General features: G+C 53.2%; 17 protein-coding genes and 1 pseudogene. 8 read left to right on the top strand and 10 right to left on the bottom strand.

The genetic code is table 11. The annotated features are described in order from the left end of the window. Positions 1 to 184 precede the first annotated feature (184 nt). Positions 185 to 1,624 (top strand): IS1182 family transposase, encoded by a 1,440-nt coding sequence (locus tag DSD30_RS20875; protein ID WP_114011701.1) that lies wholly within the window; start codon positions 185 to 187, stop codon positions 1,622 to 1,624. 307 nt (positions 1,625 to 1,931) lie between these two features. Here DSD30_RS20875 and DSD30_RS20880 read toward each other — a convergent pair whose 3' ends face one another. Genes DSD30_RS20880 through DSD30_RS20890 form a run of 3 tightly spaced genes read right to left on the bottom strand, consistent with a single transcriptional unit; the run spans position 1,932 to position 5,482 of the window. After that, a complete protein-coding gene (locus DSD30_RS20880) occupies positions 1,932 to 3,341 on the bottom strand; it encodes a coiled-coil domain-containing protein (protein WP_114011702.1) in 1,410 nt (469 codons plus the stop codon). 7 nt (positions 3,342 to 3,348) lie between these two features. Beyond that, a complete protein-coding gene (locus DSD30_RS20885; RefSeq protein ID WP_114011703.1) occupies positions 3,349 to 4,278 on the bottom strand; it encodes a DUF6384 family protein in 930 nt (309 codons plus the stop codon). Between the two features lie 13 nt (positions 4,279 to 4,291). Then, the gene (locus DSD30_RS20890) at positions 4,292 to 5,482 is read right to left on the bottom strand and encodes a cell surface protein (protein WP_114011704.1); all 1,191 of its coding nucleotides are present in this window, start codon (positions 5,480 to 5,482) and stop codon (positions 4,292 to 4,294) included. Between the two features lie 419 nt (positions 5,483 to 5,901). Here DSD30_RS20890 and DSD30_RS22065 point away from each other — a divergent pair. Next, positions 5,902 to 6,105, top strand: a pseudogene (locus tag DSD30_RS22065) (hypothetical protein); the annotation flags it as partial. Positions 6,106 to 6,116: 11 nt separating this feature from the next. Here the strand turns inward: DSD30_RS22065 and dhaL (DSD30_RS20895) are convergent. From dhaL (DSD30_RS20895) to DSD30_RS20905, 3 genes are all read right to left on the bottom strand, one after another. After that, positions 6,117 to 7,877, bottom strand: coding sequence for a dihydroxyacetone kinase subunit DhaL (dhaL, locus tag DSD30_RS20895; RefSeq protein ID WP_114011705.1), 1,761 nt, complete (start codon positions 7,875 to 7,877; stop codon positions 6,117 to 6,119). Positions 7,878 to 7,967: 90 nt separating this feature from the next. Next, positions 7,968 to 8,921, bottom strand: coding sequence for a sugar-binding transcriptional regulator (locus DSD30_RS20900; RefSeq protein WP_114011706.1), 954 nt, complete (start codon positions 8,919 to 8,921; stop codon positions 7,968 to 7,970). Then, positions 8,918 to 9,469 (bottom strand): SIS domain-containing protein, encoded by a 552-nt coding sequence (locus DSD30_RS20905; RefSeq protein WP_114011707.1) that lies wholly within the window; start codon positions 9,467 to 9,469, stop codon positions 8,918 to 8,920. The genes DSD30_RS20900 and DSD30_RS20905 overlap by 4 nt, the downstream gene beginning before the upstream one ends. A 188-nt stretch (positions 9,470 to 9,657) precedes the next feature. On the opposite strand from DSD30_RS20905, the gene DSD30_RS20910 reads away from it, so the two are divergent. The 6 genes from DSD30_RS20910 (at position 9,658) to DSD30_RS20935 (ending at position 16,995) form a co-directional block, all read left to right on the top strand. After that, positions 9,658 to 10,605, top strand: a complete 948-nt coding sequence (locus DSD30_RS20910; protein WP_114011708.1) for a substrate-binding domain-containing protein — start codon at positions 9,658 to 9,660, stop codon at positions 10,603 to 10,605. Between the two features lie 171 nt (positions 10,606 to 10,776). Continuing rightward, positions 10,777 to 12,288 carry a sugar ABC transporter ATP-binding protein gene (locus DSD30_RS20915; RefSeq protein ID WP_114011709.1) on the top strand — a complete coding sequence of 504 codons (1,512 nt, stop codon included), beginning with the start codon at positions 10,777 to 10,779 and terminating at the stop codon, positions 12,286 to 12,288. Beyond that, positions 12,278 to 13,240 (top strand): ABC transporter permease, encoded by a 963-nt coding sequence (locus tag DSD30_RS20920; protein ID WP_114011710.1) that lies wholly within the window; start codon positions 12,278 to 12,280, stop codon positions 13,238 to 13,240. The genes DSD30_RS20915 and DSD30_RS20920 overlap by 11 nt, the downstream gene beginning before the upstream one ends. Positions 13,241 to 13,325: 85 nt before the next feature. Beyond that, positions 13,326 to 14,207: a sugar phosphate isomerase/epimerase family protein gene (locus DSD30_RS20925; protein WP_114011711.1), complete on the top strand. Its 882-nt coding sequence runs from the start codon at positions 13,326 to 13,328 to the stop codon at positions 14,205 to 14,207. 78 nt (positions 14,208 to 14,285) lie between these two features. Beyond that, the gene (gene dhaL / locus DSD30_RS20930) at positions 14,286 to 16,094 is read left to right on the top strand and encodes a dihydroxyacetone kinase subunit DhaL (RefSeq protein WP_114011712.1); all 1,809 of its coding nucleotides are present in this window, start codon (positions 14,286 to 14,288) and stop codon (positions 16,092 to 16,094) included. 250 nt (positions 16,095 to 16,344) lie between these two features. After that, positions 16,345 to 16,995: a sce7726 family protein gene (locus tag DSD30_RS20935; protein ID WP_157967812.1), complete on the top strand. Its 651-nt coding sequence runs from the start codon at positions 16,345 to 16,347 to the stop codon at positions 16,993 to 16,995. Here the strand turns inward: DSD30_RS20935 and DSD30_RS20940 are convergent. The 4 genes from DSD30_RS20940 to DSD30_RS21795 form a co-directional block, all read right to left on the bottom strand. Further along, positions 16,992 to 18,209 carry a beta family protein gene (locus DSD30_RS20940; RefSeq protein WP_114011714.1) on the bottom strand — a complete coding sequence of 406 codons (1,218 nt, stop codon included), beginning with the start codon at positions 18,207 to 18,209 and terminating at the stop codon, positions 16,992 to 16,994. The genes DSD30_RS20935 and DSD30_RS20940 overlap by 4 nt on opposite strands. Before the next feature lie 4 nt (positions 18,210 to 18,213). Continuing rightward, complete coding sequence (locus DSD30_RS20945) at positions 18,214 to 18,777, bottom strand: ImmA/IrrE family metallo-endopeptidase (protein WP_114011715.1); 564 nt, start codon at positions 18,775 to 18,777, stop codon at positions 18,214 to 18,216. Continuing rightward, positions 18,774 to 19,424, bottom strand: a complete 651-nt coding sequence (locus DSD30_RS20950) for a COG5 family protein (protein ID WP_114011716.1) — start codon at positions 19,422 to 19,424, stop codon at positions 18,774 to 18,776. The genes DSD30_RS20945 and DSD30_RS20950 overlap by 4 nt, the downstream gene beginning before the upstream one ends. A gap of 532 nt (positions 19,425 to 19,956) precedes the next feature. Then, positions 19,957 to 20,216 (bottom strand): hypothetical protein (locus DSD30_RS21795; protein ID WP_210206114.1); only part of this gene is annotated, 260 nt, incomplete at its 5' end.

Genomic DNA, 20,216 nt, shown 5'->3' on the forward strand with positions numbered 1-20,216 from the left:
TAATAACGATTTCCAATGTGTCATGGGACATGATCTCACTTGCAGCAGCAATTAGGCCTCCATCAATGAGATATGCAGTGCAAAACAATCGGTCCCACAGCGTTCAATCTAACTGGAATTCGCGGCCGAGGCTGTGTGGAAACCCGTCATTGTGATAGAATCGCGGTGACGGGGGAGAGTATTCATGGCGGGTTTTATCGAAGGTGTCAGCCGCGACCAAACGGTTCTATTTCCAGATCGTCTTGATGATTGGATTGGTGAAGATCATCTGGTTCGAGTGGTTGATCTGTTTGTCGCTGAACTTGATTTTATGGATCTTGGCTTTTCCCGTTCGCAGCCCGCTGGAACTGGTCGCCCTGGCTATCATCCTTCTGTGTTGCTGAAGATTTTCATTTACGGCTACTTGAATAGGATTCCCTCGAGTCGGCGGTTGGAACGTGAGGCGTGCCGGAATGTTGAAGTGATGTGGCTAACAGGCCGTCTTGTTCCAGATCACAAGACTATCGCTGATTTCCGGCGTGACAACGGTCCAGCTATCCGTAGAACTTGTGCGCAGTTCGTGGAGCTTTGTCGCCGGATAGGTATGCTGAGTGGCGCCTGCATCGCCGTTGATGGCAGTAAGTTCAAGGCAGTGAACAATCGTGATCGCAATTTCACAAAAAACAAGATTTCCAGCCGTCTTGCTCACCTCGAAGCAGATGCAGAGCGCTATATCAAGGAAATGGCCCGGCTCGACAATCAAGAAGAAGGCCAAGTTTGTTCAGAAAAGGTGGCAAACCTTGCGCGCCGTCAGAAACGAATTCGCGAAGAGATTGATCGATTAAAGACCCTTGAGGCAGCTCTGCCGGAAGCACCTGACGGCCAAATATCCCTGACTGACCCTGATGCCCGTGCTATGGCGACAAGCGCTCGTTTGAGTGGGCTGGTCGGTTACAACGTTCAAAGTGCCGTCGATACTGATACCCACCTAATTGTCGCGCATGATGTCACGAACCAAGGATTTGATCGCACACAATTGCTACCCATGGCGATATCCGCTCAAAAGGTTCTTGGACACAAGAAAGTGCATGTCATTGCCGACAAGGGATATTTCAGTGGCACCCAAATATTTGCCTGCCATGAAGCGGGTATTTCAGTAACCGTGCCACGCCCAGAAACATCTGGCAATCGCCGCAAGGGCAAGTTTGTGAAGGCCGACTTCCATTATGACCCGGAACGCGATGTCTATCACTGCCCGGCTGGACGCGAGTTGATCTATCGATACACACGGCAAGAAGGTGGACTGAATGTTCGCCGCTACTGGATCAATGAATGCCAGAATTGCGAGCTTCAGGATCAGTGCACCAGTGGCAAGGAACGCCGGATCAGCCGTTGGGAACATGAATATCTGGTTGATGAGATGCGCAATCGGTTGGGCCGTGATCCCGATCCTATGACTTTGCGGCGATGTACGGTCGAGCACCCGTTTGGCACTATAAAGGCATGGATGGGATCAACCCATTTCCAAATGCGTCGATTAAAGAATGTCAGGACGGAAATGGCTCTTCATGTCCTAGCCTACAACATCAAAAGAGCGGTCAATATAATCGGTGTCAGCCAATTGATGACCGCTATGGCCGAGTAAGGCAAAGCCGGTCTGCTCGATCCTCGCTCTCAATCGTTTGAAGGAAACAAAAACGCACAAATATGCTTTGATGCTCGCGATAAACGCGAGTTTCCACACAGCCTCGGCCCTATGCTGCCGCTCGTCTGGCGCAACAGGACTGAAGCCGGTGCCCCCATTGCCGCCATTCGTTCAAAATGCAGCAATTTCAGCAATCTGATGACAGGTGTGCGGACTTTCAGATTTTTGCCATTTTACACAAAAATATCTGGCTTTCACTAATCAATCGGACTGGCAATCGCGCCCCTTCGCGAAAGGCCGAAGAAGATCAGAAGCCGCCGCCCGTTTTAAAACCACCACCACGTGAGCCGCCAAACGTGCCGCCCCAATGGCCACCCATGGTCCCTCCGAGCGTATCATTGAACCCACCGCGGCGAGACCGCCGCCCCGCGCCCGGCCCTTGACGATAACCGCTGCGAAGGGCATCGCGCAGTTCCCGAGACGACAGCGCTCCCTTCAGAATGCCGCCAATGACATCTCCGATCAGCTGATCATTGGCGAAGCCGCCGCCCATCCGGTTATAGCCTTCGCGCCTGAAGTCATTGGCAGAGCGTTCGAGTTCCGCACGCTTGCGGGCAATGTCCATTGCGGTCTGCCGGGCCTTGTCCACTTCCTGCTGTTTCTTGACGATTGCCTTTTCGATAGTCTGCAGACGCATCACGATCTGGTCGTCTTCGGTCGTCGGCGTATCAAGCGCATCATGCAACAGGGTGCGCAGCTCCTGACTCTGCAAAGACTGGGCGAGATCGGACAAAGCCTTGGAAAGCGCAGAGTCCGGATGATCTGACAACAGAACCGCCCGTTCCTCAGAGCGTGCCTTGAGTTCATCTTCCAGCGCAAGGATCCGGTCTTCGGCGGCTTTCAGCGCCTGCTCTGCCTCGGTAAGCGCACTTTCCTTGCTGCCAATGCCATCCGCTTCCAGAGCGTTCCGTTCCAATGCCGCCAGTTTGGCCTCTTCCTCTTCCAGCTCGATCTTGAGGCGATCCGCATGTTCGCGCAGGCGTTTGGGAATTTCGGTCAGGGTGAAATAATTCTGGCGCGCTGGCTCATATTGGACCACACGGGCAACATAGTCGTCCCCCATGCGCACGAGACCACCGGCAGCATATTTCGACGTGCCATAGCCCCGCTGCCACAGATAGACAAACAGTTTGTCTGCGAGATAGGGCTTGGATTTCTCCTCGCAATCCTGCTCCGATTGCAGCGCCTTTTCTTCCGCTGCCAACATCCTTGCTTCGGCCCCTGCGGCTTTGGCATCTTGCGCCTGCCAGACCACATCCTGTGCCATGCGGCTCTCGGTTTGTGCCTCAAGATCACGGATGCTGCTGACCATTTCCGCAACACGGGCCTCCCGAGCGGCCCGCTCATCCCGCGCCGATTGCAAGTCACCACCAAGCTGATCTAGCTGCTTGGCGAGGGCTGCGAGTTGCTCTTTCTGAGCCTCCGCCGCCGCCATTGCTTTGCGTTCTGCCATATCGAGCCCACCGACAGCCTGTTCTTGCTGCAGACTATCAAGGCGGACCTTGGCCAGCGATCTAAACAGAGTGGATTGTTCCGTTTGCAGGCTGGCAAGCTCATCCGATGCCGCTTCAACAATGCGGGTCATCTTGTCTTCGTCATCCCGCAGACCATACCCGGCCTGTTCGATGGAATTGAGTGTATCTACAACGCTCAGCATGACAATCCTACCAGTCCGTTATCGCACCGCCAGAGACGCGCATGGCATAGTTGGGCTCAAGCGCCCCCCTTGGCTTCGTGGCCAGAATAGTCTTCTGAACGATGCCATCATCCATCTTGTCATCACGCACGGCATTGTAGGTGGACTGAGGCACACGAATGCCCCACTTTTTGACGATCTCTGACTTGTTGGTTTCCTCATTGAGGATGGGGAAAGACAACAAAGTGCCATCCGAAGCGACAGCTTCGACAATCAGATAATAGTTGCGAGCCCCGCTATTGACGTCAGGAATGCGATAGACGCCACTGCGTTCATTGGCACCGGTCACGATCCGCAGATCATAGCTTTGAACGAGCATTGACCGCACATTCTCCAGTGTCGCAAGCGCTCCCTTTGCGGCGACCGCATCGGAGCGTGCAAGGGCAGCTTGGGCGTCCAGCAGCAACTGCTCGACCCGCTTGCGGGCGGCTTCTGTCTGGGCCTCGGCCATTGCGACCTTGACCGCATTTGCGATCTCGGCTGGCAGGGTTTGGTTCAGTTCAATCCGGGCTGCTTCGGCCTGACGCTCGGCTGAAGCCTTCTGCCAGACGGAAAAACCGACCCACAGAGAGATCACCACAATAAGCCCAGCAAGGCTCGCGCCGATCAAGCCTCGGCGGATCCAAAGCCCCGCCAATGTGCGCGAAAGCCCCGCCGGTGTCGGCTCATAGGTAAAGCGGCTCTCCTTGAGGGCCTTGATGCCTTCTTCGAGAATCCGATCCGACACCTCAAGGCCCTGACTTTCATACAGAGCCCGCAAGCGATCCTTCAGGACGCTGTCCCGACCATCCTGAGCCAGCTCCCTAAGGGCAACATCTTCATGGTGTCGCAACGTATCAACGACATCCATGGCCAGCATCACCTCGTCAAGGGCTGGCGCAGAATTGGGTTTGTTCATTGCACTCGTCCGCTTATTCTGCGTCCAGCATCAATGGCAGAGCCTTGCCTTCGGTCGCCAGCCGCGCCAGCCGCTTCTTGCCATCCTCGACAGCCTTGCGGATTTCGTCGCTGTTGCGGGTCGAAAGCTCGCGCATCTCGCCCACAATCTCGACAGAGCGAACCTGAAAATTGATGACGCTATCGACCAGCTTCTTGACGGCATCAGCACGAATGGTTGGCCCGTAGCCGGCCTTGAGCGCCTCTTCCTGCACTTTGCCACCAATCTCGGCCAGCACTTCAAGCGACTTCGAGACACCCTCTTTCATCTCATTCAGGGTCTCGGTTGCTTCATGCAATCCAAACAGGCCGGTGAAGGAGGCCTTCAGCGCCGTCAGAACAGATTCGTTGGTCGAGAAGAAAGACACCGCCTGCTGATAGACCCGCTCTTTGGCATTGGTGGTCTGCATCAGACGCGCCATGACCACGTCGGAGGTATTGTAACTGATGGTCAGATTGTCGGCCAAGTCTTTGGCAATCTGATAGCGGCTTTCTTCATTCTGCACCTTGCGCAAATGTTCATCGCGCGTCAGCTCTAGCTTGGCCCGTCCAGCGATATCCCCGTCTTCCGGAAAGGCCGCGACGGCATCCGAAGCGCCTTTCAGCCCAGCCTTGGCTTCGTCCAGTTTCCCTTCCGCGGCCTTGAGAATTTCCAAAGCGGCCACTTCACCATGCTTCAGGGCGCCACGGAAATCCCGATAGGCTTCAAGGATGGTCTGCTCGCGTTCGATATTGGCCTTGGTATCGCGGGACACCTCCAGATAGGTATCCTTGATCTTGTCGAAACGGGACGCAATGTCGCCGCGAGAAATTTTCATCCACGCATTGGTTGCCCGCTCAAACACATCGATCTTGCCGTCTTCAATCTGGTCCACCATCGATTTGGCATCGTCACGGATAGAATTGAAGGCTTCAGAAATCTCTTCGTAACGCTGACCGATGGACATTTGCGAAACCTGCTCGCGCACCACTTCATTGAAAATGCTCATCTGCTGCAAGGTGCGGGTGATGATCGCGATCTTGTCAGGCTCAATGTCTGCAATCTTTTCAAGCAGACCGACAATCGGGGTTTCTTCGGTTTCATCATGCACAAGACCAAGATCTTTCAAGGTGGTCATTGCCTTGTCCAGATATTGAAGAGCGGAGCTAGGGACGATTTCGGCCATATTGGAGCCTCATATATGGTTCGGGATCATGCGGGTAAACCGGGTCAATCGGCGATTAAATTCAATGACTATCAAAATTCACTGTCTGAAGACTATTCAGGAATGTCTGGTCGATCCACCAATAAATCGGAGACACGACTATAGTGCGACATCAATGCGGCAAATTCACGTGCGGCGCCTCCAGTGGACCGTGCGCGCGTAATGCTGCTCCGCCTCAACACAGCCGGGATGGACTGCGTTGTCCAACAGATTTAACCGATAAGACAGTGTCGCACGTCGGGTCCCGAAGTAGGACATCTTGAGCCCAAGCTGCGAAACCCGAGATCCCTTTCCTCTTATGCACAGCTTTGCATAAGAGGAAAGGCCATGACGGCTTGGCAGCCTTGATCAGGAATGAACTGGACTAGGATCCCTTCACCGGGACAATGTTTGTCTTCCGATCCCGTCGGGTCGATCGGTTGAAGCTTCACTCTTGGGATGGATCCGGCATTGTCAGCGCCAGGTTTGACGAAGTTTTGCCTCCCAAGGTATATCGCGAACAAGCGCCTTGCGCCCCCAGCAGCAGGATTATGGGCATCTGTTTGCCGAGGGTCGATGTAGCAGATCAGCTGTGCCGTCAATGAGGCGCAGCAACTCAGAATTGCCGCAAAGCCTGTTCCATGGCATGCAGGATGACGAATGTGGATTCCGCACCGGGGTCAATATGACCGACGGATCGCTCCCCGAGTTTCTTGGAACGGCCACGGCGGCTTTCCATGCCGCGAGTTGCATCGGCGCCTATGCGTGCGCCGGCTGCAGCAGCAGACAGGACCGCAGCGCTATCGCCACCTTCGTCAAGCGCCTTGCGGGCCTCTTCTGCTGCGGGCATCCAGGCGTCAATCATGGTCTTATCACCCGCGCTGGCGCCCCCGCGGCCCAGAATACCCTTACACATACCCTCCACCCAGAACACCATCGCTGCAGCATCAAGGTTGAGCCGGTCCGAGACCGCCTTGCCTGCGGTGTTGAAGGCACTGGCATAGAGCGGACCGGACGAAGCCCCGACTGCATCCAGAAAGGCCTTGGCAGACTTGGTGCAGGTCTGGGAGATGGTGTCCTGATCCGGGGCTCCCGCCAGCACCTCAAGCACGGCCTTCCAGCCGATGTCCATGGTTACTCCATGATCGCCGTCACCAATCACACCATCCAGTTCGCTCAGGCGGTCCTTTTCGGTCGCAATCGCCTTACCAGCGGCTTGCATCATGGCGCGGAAGATCTCAGGTGTAATCGGCCCGTCAGTCTTCAGGCTCGCCCGGTCAATGGCATCAACCCGGCTCGTGCCCTCATAGGTCCGCGCGGTGTGCGTGGCACCGGCCACTGGCGCTGGCCTGCCGCCCACCGTGAGCGCGACGGTGCGGCAGGGATGATCCAGCAGGGATTTGAGATCCTCATCAAGCTTCATCAAGGTGACGGAGGCACCGGCCATTTCCATCGAGGTGCAATATTCGCCGACCCATGAATGGTAGATCTTCACGCCCTTTTCCTCAAGGATCTGGGCGACCCGGCGGAAGATCAGATAGAGCTCCATCGGGCTCGTTGCCCCGAGGCCGTTGACCAGCACCGCGACTTCATCGCCCGCCTTGGGTGCCATTTCCCCAAGGATCATGTCCATCAGCGTTTCGGTGACATGATTGGCGGTATCCACTTTGCCGCGTCGCATGCCCGGTTCACCATGAAGACCCATGCCGATTTCCATCTCATCGGGGCCGATGTCGAAGTTGGGTTTGAGGGTTTGGGGCATGGAACAGGCCGATAGGGCAACCCCCATCGACAGGGTGGAAGCATTGGCGTGGTTTGCCGCGGCATATACCTCCTCAAGCGAGCGGCCCTGATCGGCAGCAGCTCCGGCGATCTTGAAGACAAAGAAGTCCCCGGCAATGCCGCGCCGCTCACCAGCTTTGTCCTTTGGAGCAGATGCTACATCGTCGCTGACGGCGACCGAGCGCACGTCCATGCCGATCTCGGCGCATTCCTCTGCGGCCATGTCGAAGTTCAGCACGTCGCCGGTATAGTTGCCATAAAGAAGGACCACCCCGGCGCCGCCATCAGCGGCCATCGCGGCTTCCTTGATATGTTCGGGAGAAGGAGACGCAAAGACGTTGCCAACAGCGGCGGAATCAGCCAGACCCCGCCCGACATAGCCAGCAAATGCCGGCTCATGTCCGGACCCACCCCCGATGACGATCCCCACTTTTCCATCCCGCGGGCCATCAACCGCGACCACGGCGCGGCCGGTTTCTCCCTCAAGGCGCAACAGCTGGGGATGCGCCAACAGCATCCCCTCTATCATCTCGGGGATGATCGTTTCGGGCGCATTCATAAGCTTCTTTGTTGAATGCTCTTGGGTGTTTGACATGTCTTCCTCCTAAATTGACAAGACCCGTGCGCCTACGCAACACCGGGACTTGATTTGGCAGCATGGTGCGTCTGCCTATGGACCTGCATCTCAGGTTTCATAGAGCAACGCCCGAGCAACTGTTTCATCGGTCACCAGCCGATTGACAAACTTCCCGCGCAGAATGGCGCGGATGATTGGCAGCTTGCTTCGCCCGCCAGATGCGAGGATCGAAACAGGCTTTTCGCGCAACTTTTCAACGGGAAGTGCCATAATCGAACGATTCAGCGGGTGTTCGATGACATTCCCCGCCGGGTCCAGAAAGAATCCCAGAATGGAGCCGACAGCATCTTGTTCGAGAAGCTCCGGCAGAGCCTGCTTGACTCGTGGCAGACCCATGATTTTCGAGCGATGCGTGAGGTCAGCGCAAGAAATCAGACACGGCTGAACCTCTTCTGCGTGCTGCATCGCTTCCATCAACATTTCATCCTGCAAAAACGAATCCCGGTCAGAACTCGTCCTGCAATAGATGGGAGCCGTGAGCGAAAAGCACTCCACGTCAATGGCATTGGCCATGGTGGTTGCCACCTCGGTGGTGTCATTGCCAGAGCCGCGTGTGATCGCGCCCATGAGGCCGACCACATGGGACAGGTTGCCATGTCGTCCACTCAGGCGGCGAACCGAATGGCTGAGTGTCTTGCCCCATCCAATTCCAACGCCATTATATCGGCCCATGTGATTTTCAAGCATTTGGCCCGCGGCCTCGCCGATCGTGCGCTGGTTCTCGTCAAAATCCTCTACCGCAGGCAACACGGCAGCCTCTTCAAGGCCGTAACGTTGCTTGAGGGCTTCTTCCAGTTTGACGCATTCGACCAGCGGCAATCGCAAATCCACGACGACCGATCCGTCGGCCCGGATTTGACCGATGATCCGGTTGACCCGCAAGCGCGTCACCTGGAGTTTGTCTGCGATCTGTTGTTGGGTCATTCCGCCGACGAAATAGAACCAGGCGATACGTGCCCTGAGAAGGTCCGCTTCTGTATCTTGTGACTGTATGTTTTTCATTCGAGATTTGTATGGTTATTCCGCATATCATCTGCGCTGATCGCAAGGATTTGCTTCAGCTTCAAAAGTAAGCACTCGAATACTACATACTGCGCGCCTTCGTAAAGCGAACCCATCGGCAATGTAGATGTTTTAACCTCCATGTCATCCGCCATGGTTTGGGCGGGAATGACCAGAACCTGATCGGCGGTCTGAGCACAGACACCATCCGGCTGAGCGGTGATACACAGGGTCTTGGCACCAGCTTGCTTTGCGGTATTGATCAGGGCGGCAACGGTGGAAAAATAGCCCGGACCCGCTGATGCAATAAGTAGATCTCCGGTGCCTAGTGGCGGTGTCGTCATGTCCCCCACTACAGAGACCTTCAAACCGAGATGGAAGAGACGCATGGCAAATCCCTTGATTTGCAAACCTTCTCTGCCGACGCCATACAACGCGATTCTATTCGCCGAACGGACCGTTTCGACAAATTCATCACAGTTGCTTTCATCTAATTTTTCAACGACTTGAGCAAGTTCTTCAAGTGCATTCCGGCATAGCGTCTTCATGGTTTCAGTTCCTCCCGAATTTGAAAACCGCGGCTTTTGTTCAGCTGTGACACAACTACAGTAACATATGTATTTTTTGATTTACATCTGAAATTCTCTAACCTATACTCTTTTTTGCAGGCGCAGTTCAGGAGGCACAGAATGTCGTTGTCATTGTGCGATACTTCACCTGCAGTTGGAGGACAAACATGAAAAAACTTACAGTTGCACTTCTCGCAACCATCGCAATTGCATTGCCTCAGATCGCTGTGGCCGCAGACAATGCCGGGATGGAGAAAAAAGACAGTTATCGCTTCGTGATCATTCCTAAAGTCGTCCACCCATGGTTCGACTTGGTGAATGATGGCGCCAAACAGGCTGCTGCAGTCATCGAGGCCCAGACAGGCTCCAAAGTTCAGATTGATTACAGCGCACCGCAGCAGGCGGACGTCGTTCAGCAAAACCAGATCGTGGAAAGCTCGATTTCAACGCGTCCTGACGGGATCGCAATCGACCTTCTCGATGGCAGCGGCAACCGCGCATCTTTGGAAGATGCAATCGGCCAAGGCATTCCGGTCACCGTCTTTGACTCGGTCCCGCCCGAAGGCATGAACCTCACGTCCATCGGCAACGATTTCTGTGAACAGGCTGCAATCGCATCTCATCGCCTTGCAAAACTGCTTGGTGAGAAAGGCGAAGTTGCCATCATGATGGGCGTACCCACCGCACCAAACCATGCAATCCGTGCGGAATGCCATCAGAAGGTGTTTGACAGCTATCCTGACATCAAGGTTGTCGCAACCGGCATTGATAATGACAGCATTGAAACTGCCCAGAAGCAGGCTGCCGCAATCATGCAGGCCAATCCGAACCTGAAAGGTTGGGTCGCTTGTGATGCAGCCGGTCCGATCGGTATCGGCCAGGCAATCCAGGAAGCAGGCAAAGTTGGCGACGTGCAGATGGTGGGGCTTGATAACCTTCCCGAAATGCTGCAGCTGATCCGCGACGGTGTTGCGGACAGCTCATCCTCTACCAAGCCGCAGATGCAGGGCTATTGGGCCGTCATGGCCATGTGGCAGCAGTCGATGGGTCTTCAGACCCCCAAATATATCGACACCGGCATCGCAGTCCTGACCAAGGACAATGTTGGCGAGTGATGTCTCGAGAACGCCCGGTGACCGGCAAGCTCCGTTCACCGGGCAACTCCATTCGATCAAAGCAACACTGCTGATCATCCGATCCGTCGGAAGAGACTGCCGCTACGGCAGATTCCCATCTATATCGCCACGTCTTTGTGCGAGTGCGTGGCTCAGCCTTGAGACAATATCATGGCCTTTCTCGAAGTCGAAGACCTGACGCGCGACTATCCGGGCGTCCGAGCGTTGAGTGAAGTCACCCTCAAGCTTGAGTTGGGTCGCGTCCATATTCTGGCGGGAGAAAACGGTGCTGGAAAATCCACTCTCGTAAAGCTGGTGACTGGAACTGACACTCCAAGCGGCGGACGAATCCTGATTGACGGTCAGGATGCGCATCTCAATCCGGATCTGCACCGGTTTGTCGCCTATGTGCCCCAGGAACTGAACCTTTTCCCGCATCTCTCTGTTTCCGAGAATCTGTTCCTTCCCTACAATCGCTCCAGCCTGTCCGGGCGCTTGGTGAACCGGCGACAGATGGATATTGAAGCGCAGAAATATCTTGATCGCTTCGCCATTTCTGCCGGTCCGGGAGAATTGGTGCGCGACATTTCCGTTCCCGAGAAGCAGCTTTTGCAGATTGCCCGGGCATCGGTCAATTCAGACATGAAGGTGCTGATCCTTGATGAGCCGACATCCTCTCTGACATCCTCGGAAATTGAACGGGTGCTGGATATCATCAAGGCTTTCCGTGATCAGAACCATGCCATCGTGTTCATTTCTCACAAGATCGACGAAGTGTTGGCCATTGGCGACGACTATACGGTCCTGCGCAACGGCAAAAAGGTTGCCGACGGGCAGATTGCCGACATCGACGAGGCAGGCCTCATCAAGGCCATGTCAGGGGAAGAATTGGCGTCTAGCAAGCATTTCCAACCCGAAATTCCCGCCGGGCAAGCCGAGCAGGAGCCTATTCTTGAAGTCTCCGGGCTTAATGGCCCCATGTTTGAAGATGTTTCGTTCGAGCTCAAACGTGGCGAGATCCTCGGATTTGCCGGACTTCTTGGTGCCGGACGCTCAGAGGTGATGCAGACGATTTTTGGTTATCTCAAGGCCAAGAGCGGCGATGTTAAACTCGAGGGTTCTCCCTTCGCGTTGGGCAAAACCAGCCGTTCTGTTCGCTCTGGCATTCTCTATCTGTCTGAGGAGCGAAAGCTCCATGGCATTCTGCCGCAACTGAGTTTGCGGGAGAATATCGGCATCTCGATTCTGGATCAGATTGCCAGCTGGACCGGCATCAATCTGGCCTCGGAGCGCATCAAGGTGCGTGACATCGTGAAGGTTTACGACATCAAGGCAGCGGGCATTTCGCAGCAAATGTCGCATCTGTCCGGTGGCAACCAGCAAAAGGCCATCATTGGTCGGGCAATGGCAACGACCCCAAAGCTGATCATCTTTGATGAGCCGACCAAGGGGATCGATGTCCGGACCAAAAGCGAAATCTACAAGATCATGAAACGTCTCGCCGAAGAAGGCGTTGGTATCATTCTGGTGTCGTCGGAAATGGACGAGCTGCGCAAATGCGCCAACCGTATCGTCACGATGTATTCGGGCAAAGTGACCGGATATTTCGAAACCTCAACCACAAATAACGAGACCCTGCTTGGTGCAATGTTCGGGTCGGAGGCAAACTCAGATGCAGCCTAATCCTTTCCTGTCTGTGTTACGCAACCCGCTTGTGGGCGTCTTCATTGCGTTGCTGGTGATCTTTGTCATTTCGGCCATCACCTCTCCCTATTTTCTGACCTCCTACAACATGTCCGTGGTCGCGCGCTCGCTGGCATTTGTCGGGCTGATTACCATTGGCCAGTCGATGCTGATGATTCTTGGTGAACTCGACCTGTCCCTCGGTGTCATCGGGGGCCTTTGCGGCGTCGTCAGCGGCATGCTGATGGTCAATCTGGGGCTGGATCCGTGGCTTTCCATGGCGCTGTGCCTGACCCTTGGGGCCGCTCTTGGATGCTTCAACGGGCTGATGGTGACGTTCCTCAAACTGCATTCTCTCGTCCTGACCATCGGTACAGCCGGCGTCTTCGGTGGAGCCAATCTGGTGTTGACCAAGGGCGTTGCCATCACAAACATTCCCAAGGAAATCCAGTTTCTCGGTCGTGGTGATGTGTTCGGTATTCCCATGCCTTTCATCGTCATGTTCGTCGTCCTTATCGTCGCGTCCTTCGTGATCATGAAGACGCCTTTCGGTCGATACATCTATGCCATCGGCGACAACACCCCGGCCGCCCGCATGCTAGGGATCAAAGTCGATACGGTGCGCGTTCTTGTCTTTACCATTGCGGGGATGCTTGCTGCGCTCGCCGGTCTTTTGATGGTGACGCGCCTTGGCACCGCACAGCCCTCAATCGGTGAGACATGGGTTCTGCCTCCAATCGCAGCTTCGGTCATTGGTGGTGTTGCCACGACAGGCGGCGTTGGTACGCCTCTTGGTGCGATCCTGGGCGCCGCGATCATCGGCGTTATCGAGAATATCATCGTGCTGTTTGGTGTCTCGCCTTACTGGCAAGGGGTTGTGAGCGGCTTCATCGTTGTTCTGGCCATTTCGTTTGACTCGATTTCGCGCCGCTACATTCGTGGCGATCGCTAGGCTGAAGGCTATCAATCGATAGACATGTTTCTGGGCGGCAATTGTTCGCCCAGACGTACCGGACATCTGACCTTGGGAGGAAAAAATGAAACTTGGTTTGAACCTGTCCTTTGCCATTAAGCGCTGGATCGAGCCTGAACGATTGGCTGCACTGATCGCGGACGATCTGGACACCCAATATGTACAGTTCACCTGGGACCTTGTTGACCCGTCCTGGCCGGAGGCAACGCGCGATGCCCTTGCACGCGGCTATGCCAAGGCCTTTAAGAGTGCTGGTGTCACCATCGAGAGCTCGTTTGGGGGGCTTGCTTCTTATACCTACAACCATCTGCTCGCTCCGACCCCTGAACTCAGGGATCTTGGCAAGATGCACCTGCAAAATGCCATCGATATGACTGCGGCCATGGACGTGCCTGCCGCCGGTATGCCTTTCGGCTCTTTCAGTGCGGATGACGCGGTCAACCCGGCCCGTCGGGAAGAAATTTACAAAATGGCACTCGAAGCCTACGTCGATCTCACCCGCCATGCCAAAAAACAGGGATTGAGCATGTTGATGGTTGAACCGGTTCCGCTGGCAACGGAATTTCCCTCTTCCGCAATGGATGCCTTGCGTTTGATGAAGGATCTCGACGGCCAGACCGACATTCCCGTTCGACTGTGTGTGGACTGGGGCCATGCTCTTTTCAAACCGCTCTTTGGCGACAAGGCCGATATGGACTATTGGATGGAAATCTGTGGTTCCTATATCGGCGCATTCCATCTGCAACAAACCGATGGCCTCTATGACCGGCATTGGAACTTCACCCACGACGGCATTATCACGCCGCAATTGCTCAGTGATTTCTGGGATCGTCACGATCTCAAGGATCAGACCTGCTTCCTTGAAATCATCTATGCGTTCGAAGAGAGTGACGAGTTTGTTCTCTCAGACATGAAAGAAGCGATGGCGATGTTCAAGAACGTTTGACAGACCGGTTCGAAAGCATCTTAGATATAGCTGTAAACGGGATAGACCACGGCCATTCGAACATAGAAGTCAACTCCATTGAGCAAAGCCAAGAAACTGATCAACGCCCCCGAAACCGTCATCATGGACATGATCTCGGGGATGCTCGGTGCCCACCGCGATATTATGGAACCGGTGGGCAAGTCAGGACGTGTCATTCGCGCCAAGGACGGCCCCCGCAAAGGCAAAGTGGGGATCGTCATCGGAGGCGGATCGGGACATGAACCAGCATTTGCCGGTTATGTCGGGCGTGGGCTGGCGGATGCAACCGCCATTGGAAATGTTTTTTCCTGCCCACCACCGGACCCGATCGTGGAGGCCGCCAGAGCGGTTGATGGCGGGGAGGGGATTCTGTTTCTCTATGGCAATTATGCTAGCGACTCGATGAATTTCGACATGGCTGCGGAAAAACTGTCCGAAGACGGGATCAGGGTTTGTTCGGTTCCCGTAACGGATGATGTTTCATCTGCTCCCCCCGAACGGCGCAATGAACGCCGTGGTGTTGCTGGTGACTTTTTCGTGTTCAAGATCGCTGGTGCCGCCGCTGATCGGATGATGTCACTCGATGATGTGAAGAATATTGCCCTCAAGGCAAACGTTTCAACGGCGACAATGGGCGTCGCACTCAAGTCCTGTTCCCTGCCGCAAACCAGAAAACCTAATTTTGAAATCGGCGAAAACGAGATGGAAATCGGGATGGGGCTGCACGGAGAACCTGGCATCCGGCGAACATCACTGGACACCGCCAATAATGTCGCGGACCTATTGATGGAGTTCATTCAAAAGGAGCTGCAACTGACTGCAGGCGCAAAGGTTGGGGTGCTGGTCAATGGGTTGGGCTCCACCACCACGATGGAGCTCTATATTCTCTTCAACCGCCTGAAACAGTCCCTTGATGAGATGGAAGTCTCGATCCACCGCTCGTTTGTCGGGGAATATGCAACCTCTCTCGATATGGGTGGTGCCTCCATATCGGTTATCAAGCTTGATGACCAGATGGCAGACCTGCTTGATCACTCCTGCTATTCAGTTGCTCTTGCCATTGGCACCCCGCCCGAGCCCATCAAGGAGAAAGACAGGTTGCCGCTGGTGCCGGATGCAAAAGTCCTTTCCGAAACCAGAGCCTCCCGGCCCTCCTCCGATCAGGGGGAGCTGCGACCGAGTGGTGAGATCACCAGCCAAATCTTCATCAACATGTTTCGGGCGGCGGCAATCGCCATTGAAGACAAAGCGGACTGGTTGTCTGAGCTGGATGGTGTCATTGGAGATGGTGGTCACGGCATCACCATGCGTGAGGGTTGGCGAGCGGTGCGCAAAACTCTGGAGACCAATCCAGAGAATGAAGACATCGAAGCCATTTGCAACCACATTGCTGAGATATTTCTAAACACGGTGGGTTCCACTCCCGGCCCTCTTTACGCCACAGCATTGAGGACAGCCTCAAAGGTGGCAGCGGGGCGGGACGGGCTGGATACGGAAGCCACGGTTAGATTCATTGAAGCAGCTGCGGACGGAATCCGCTTTCGCGGTAAGGCCAATCCGGGTGACAAAACGATGCTCGACGCTTGGTGGCCAGCTGCCGAAGCGGCAAGAACAGCCTTCTCAAAGGGTGCCGACACCACCGATTGCCTGCGTGCAGCGGCAAAGGCTGCTGAACGGGGCATGAAGCAGACCGCTGAAATTGCAGCGCGACATGGTAGATCATCGAAGATGGGAGAGCGGTCTCTTGGTCATATCGATCCGGGGGCAGCATCAAGCTTCGTTTTGATCGATGCCATTCACCGATCTTTTGAAGCACAAACCCTTGACCCGGTAGAAAGCGCGGCCCGCCCGATCTTCAAGACCTGACGCGCCGTGAGATTCTTGATCGGACGAGAGCGGATCGAAGAGCTTCCCATACTCAAAGAGACACCTGACTGTCGCCACGCACAAACAACTTCAAGAATAACATCATCAAAAACAAACATGGGAACTCTCCTGTTTGCTGCGACATTAAGATTGTCACGTGCAAAAATTATCACATGCTAGATTGATCGACTGGCTCATTTGTGCTCTATTTGTTCACGCTCACCCCGCTCTCTTTGGACTCAGAGACGACATGAAACACCACTTCGATACAAAACAAAGGCATGATGCATCCGAGATTGAAATCCGGACTGCATTGGTTCGCCACTTGGCTAAAGAAACTAGGCCAAAAAACTGTATCCTTGCGGCTGAGGCGGTTTACGGCTTCGAAAACCGAAGAGCAGATTTCCTAAAGTTGGATAATTACAGTCATGCTTTTGAGATCAAGTCTGATTACGACAATACCTCGAGGCTCAGAGGGCAACTCGCTGAATACTCCAAGACATTTGATTTTGTGACCGTGGTCACAACATCTAGTCACTTGGCCGCTGTTCGTGAAATCGCTCCCAGAAAGGTTGGGTTAATCGTTTTCGATAGACAGAGTTTGACTCCAGTACGCAAACCACAGATCAACAAACAGCTTTCAAAATCTCACCTGGCTGCGGGAATAACAAAATTACGCTTGCTTAGTGTGCTACCAAGAAACTTTCGAAAACTCAGTGTTGCTGAGGCTCGTGCAGAAGCAGTAAAAAAACTTACCGTCAAGGAGTTAAGAGAATTATTTCTTGCGGAGCTAGTAAATAGATTCTCTAAAAGTTCTGCGATATTTTTTACAGAAACAGATACACAAATTGAAACTGAAGATTTGGCTTTATTACGACGTAGCTCCCGCCTTTTCATCTAAATGGGGTCGCAGCCAAAGTGCTTTAGAACTTGGGAAATGTGAATTTCCATCCGTACTGAAATCCAGTGAGATGGAGAATTACTTCCAACACTGCCCCCCGCTGCCGCCACGATTTCGTCCTCCCCCCAGCTTGAACGGATCGCCTGATAGAATGGTGAAAAGCTAGTCACTTTTGTCGCGACAGAACGATAGTGCGTCGAGTACGGAGCCAAGATGTTCTTTGTCTTCCGCTCTCCCTTAACCACAACTTCGGTTGTTCCAACAACTTTACGCTTCTCACGAAAGTAATAGGTATTCAGCCCATTGTGGCGAGAGACGAAGTCGATTCTTGGACGCCAACCTTGAGTGATGATGACCTCATCATTTCGAACGGGATTAATGGAGCCGTAGTCTCCATATTTGATTTTTGCATGAGTCTTTTTAACTTCCTCATACAGAAACATTTCTTCAACCCTAAAGATACTGTGCTCCTCATCCCCAATATCCGTCACTGACTTTGGAAATGAAGTGGCCAACACAACAATTTCAACCTGCTTTAGCTCTGAATAGATTGAGGAAATGACTTGCTTAGTGCGTTTTGAATGAACCAAACCGTTTCCTGGGCGCACATACTCATGGTCCAAGATTACGAAGAAACGCCCGCCGCTTCCCTGGAAGCTGTCGATCTCACCTTTGAGAGATATTAAGTCGAATAAAAATTCGTCATCTTCACTGATGGCGACTCGATACGCAATTTCGCTAAAATTAGAAGCAAAGGTGTTGAATTGAGATCTCAGATCGGCAACATACGAAGTCTCATCATCTTCTTCTGCAGGATTAACAATTAAGGTTGGCCTGACGCTTATCCCTTCGTCTCGCCGATCAAGAACGAATGATGTCCACTTTTCGTAACCATTATTTGATCCACTGATCTGTTCAATTTCAGCGCAACTCAAGCTTGGTTCTCTGGTTAGGTCCAGAAAGAACCATTCACAATCTCCCAACAATTCTAGAGATGTTTGCCAATTGCGTTCAAACCCATACACTCCAAACGTTGATAGAAGTTGCTCTGCAGTAAGAGGCTTTCCATCTGCGTCTTTGCCTGCGTTTCTCTTTTTCTTACCCCGTGATAGTTCAACTATGGGCGTAATAGCTGACCGACGTTGAGCAACCAAGTTTCTCCAAGCTCGTTTTTCCGCATCGGCAGTTTTGAAAAGAAGGAAATAGTTTTCCATCACTTCAGACACCGTGTCCTTTCAATCCAAGATTTTTAGCACGATAGCGAAGCGCCAAGGACGAAACCCCAAAACGCGCAGCAAGTTCGGCAACATCACCTTGAGTTTTGCGCACTTCTTCTCGAAAGTAGTCCTCCGGCATAAGCATGGCTGCAGCGAATGAGTTTGCTTGATATTCAAGATGGTTGCGCTCGTCGGACCGGTGAAGAATGCGCTCCCCCTGTTCCAATCCCTTCAAGTTTTCGCGATGCAGCTGGTAATGTGCAAACTCATGTGCCATCGAAAATCGCTGCCTGGTGCGGCTGTGATTTGAATTCACTCCAATTTCAAAGTGATTGGAACTCGTTTCCTTAATGTAAGCATCAATTCCATCTGGAAGCGGTTTTTTCTTGAGAGTTAGGTATGGGTTTTTTTCAATGAGCCGCTCGATATCTAGCTCCACTCCGTCAATCAGTTTGTGACGAATGCAATACTGGATGACGCGCTCTGTTGTATCTAGCGAATCCACGTCAAGGTCTGGCAATGCTGGAACAGGAGTTCTGATTGGTCTTTTAGGAGCCTTTCTCATTGAGATATTTTACCTTCCTGCTCTTCTGATCCGTCGTCGTAGCCATCGTTGAGGCTGTCTAGCCTAACCCTTAGTTCTTCAATTTCTCCCTGAATTCCCTCCAAAGCAGGTTGAAGGTTGTCGTAAACAACCTGTTGTAACTCCTCAGTGGACTTGTCGTCGTCTTTTCGAAGATTGCTCAGGGCTTCTTTTGCTGCTTGATATGATATGTCATTTAGAGCTTCACGCATTAGACGGTCGGCGTCTTTGGTCTTAAAGAAATAGGGAACCTCTCTCTCGACCTCTTCACCGATCGCCTGTTTGTTTGAGCTTCGGATTACAGTAAATGCCAACCAAGAAATCAATGCCTGAACCGCAACCAAGACGGCTACCAATGTAGAATAAAAACCACTGATTGCTGACAAATATGACTCTTCATCCCAATCACTGCCATAAAAGCAGTAAGTGAAGCTATCATAAAAGCGTGTTTCAGAAACTTTTCTGCATGCAGCGTCCGATAGAAAAGACAAGTCGACCATAAACGTTGCGAAGAACCAAAATAACAACGCAACAAGGGCCAAGGCCGTAGAGACTGCTACTAATAAATACCCCCAAAAAATACCAACTGGCTTATTTGGTTTGAATGAATTTTCGGCGATTTGAGCCATGATTACTCGACTTTCGATCGTCACTGAGAAATGCTCTCAGGAGACAATTTATATCTCGATTTCCTGACGGCTGTCGGGCTGCGTGAAATATAGGCTACACGCCAAGCTTGTGCAACTGCGGTTGAATGCGGAACCCCGCTGTCAATCTACCATTCAAGAGAAAATATATATTTTCGGGACGTTTTTCACGCATATCAGCATAAAGATCTCGCCGCTTTAACCGCACGAGATGTCCTATTTCGCCGCCTATAATTATTAGCATTTCACCAGACCTCATCGAAACCGCACCCATTGCCTTATTTGAGCTCTCCAATGCAAATTTTTGTCCGTCGTCTATATTTGTCCGTCGTCTATAATAGAGCCGTATACCTACCACAAAGTCAGCGACTCGTCCGAGGTGCCGTTGCCGCCAACGCTAGTGCCTCGATTCATCGAATGCCCGCTTCCGCCTGCAGCACCATAGATCTCGCATACGTAACAAAAGTCAGCTCACCACCCATTTTGCCAACCGTCCGTCCTGGTGAAGCTGAAATCATTGCGATGCGGCAAATTGGGGCTTAGTCCGCTCACCCGTCGTCTGATAGCAGAGAATGCTGCAGCTTGTTCGAACGACGGGAATGCGGAAGCTGCCTTGCAATATATGATTGCCGGCGAATGCCCGCATAGGGCCGATTTCGTTGAAAAAGTCGTAGATTTTGAGGGGAGTTCGGGCGCGGTAAGGCGGGTGTTGATGGCGTTTCACGCCGGGATCGGGATCAGTTTTGCCATCTTGCGCAGGTTCTGGGCTGTTGC

Source organism: Cohaesibacter intestini, assembly GCF_003324485.1.
In the GTDB taxonomy this organism is placed as follows: Bacteria; Pseudomonadota; Alphaproteobacteria; order Rhizobiales; family Cohaesibacteraceae; genus Cohaesibacter; species Cohaesibacter intestini.

Excerpts from the sequence above, each read along its gene's own strand:
- DSD30_RS20875 (WP_114011701.1), top strand. The coding sequence starts at position 185 with ATGGCGGGTTTTATCGAAGGTGTCAGCCGCGACCAAACGGTTCTATTT.
- DSD30_RS20880 (WP_114011702.1), bottom strand. The coding sequence starts at position 3,341 with ATGCTGAGCGTTGTAGATACACTCAATTCCATCGAACAGGCCGGGTAT.
- DSD30_RS20885 (WP_114011703.1), bottom strand. The coding sequence starts at position 4,278 with ATGAACAAACCCAATTCTGCGCCAGCCCTTGACGAGGTGATGCTGGCC.
- DSD30_RS20890 (WP_114011704.1), bottom strand. The coding sequence starts at position 5,482 with ATGGCCGAAATCGTCCCTAGCTCCGCTCTTCAATATCTGGACAAGGCA.
- dhaL (WP_114011705.1), bottom strand. The coding sequence starts at position 7,877 with ATGTCAAACACCCAAGAGCATTCAACAAAGAAGCTTATGAATGCGCCC.
- DSD30_RS20900 (WP_114011706.1), bottom strand. The coding sequence starts at position 8,921 with ATGAAAAACATACAGTCACAAGATACAGAAGCGGACCTTCTCAGGGCA.
- DSD30_RS20905 (WP_114011707.1), bottom strand. The coding sequence starts at position 9,469 with ATGAAGACGCTATGCCGGAATGCACTTGAAGAACTTGCTCAAGTCGTT.
- DSD30_RS20910 (WP_114011708.1), top strand. The coding sequence starts at position 9,658 with ATGAAAAAACTTACAGTTGCACTTCTCGCAACCATCGCAATTGCATTG.
- DSD30_RS20915 (WP_114011709.1), top strand. The coding sequence starts at position 10,777 with ATGGCCTTTCTCGAAGTCGAAGACCTGACGCGCGACTATCCGGGCGTC.
- DSD30_RS20920 (WP_114011710.1), top strand. The coding sequence starts at position 12,278 with ATGCAGCCTAATCCTTTCCTGTCTGTGTTACGCAACCCGCTTGTGGGC.
- DSD30_RS20925 (WP_114011711.1), top strand. The coding sequence starts at position 13,326 with ATGAAACTTGGTTTGAACCTGTCCTTTGCCATTAAGCGCTGGATCGAG.
- DSD30_RS20935 (WP_157967812.1), top strand. The coding sequence starts at position 16,345 with ATGAAACACCACTTCGATACAAAACAAAGGCATGATGCATCCGAGATT.
- DSD30_RS20940 (WP_114011714.1), bottom strand. The coding sequence starts at position 18,209 with ATGGAAAACTATTTCCTTCTTTTCAAAACTGCCGATGCGGAAAAACGA.
- DSD30_RS20945 (WP_114011715.1), bottom strand. The coding sequence starts at position 18,777 with ATGAGAAAGGCTCCTAAAAGACCAATCAGAACTCCTGTTCCAGCATTG.
- DSD30_RS20950 (WP_114011716.1), bottom strand. The coding sequence starts at position 19,424 with ATGGCTCAAATCGCCGAAAATTCATTCAAACCAAATAAGCCAGTTGGT.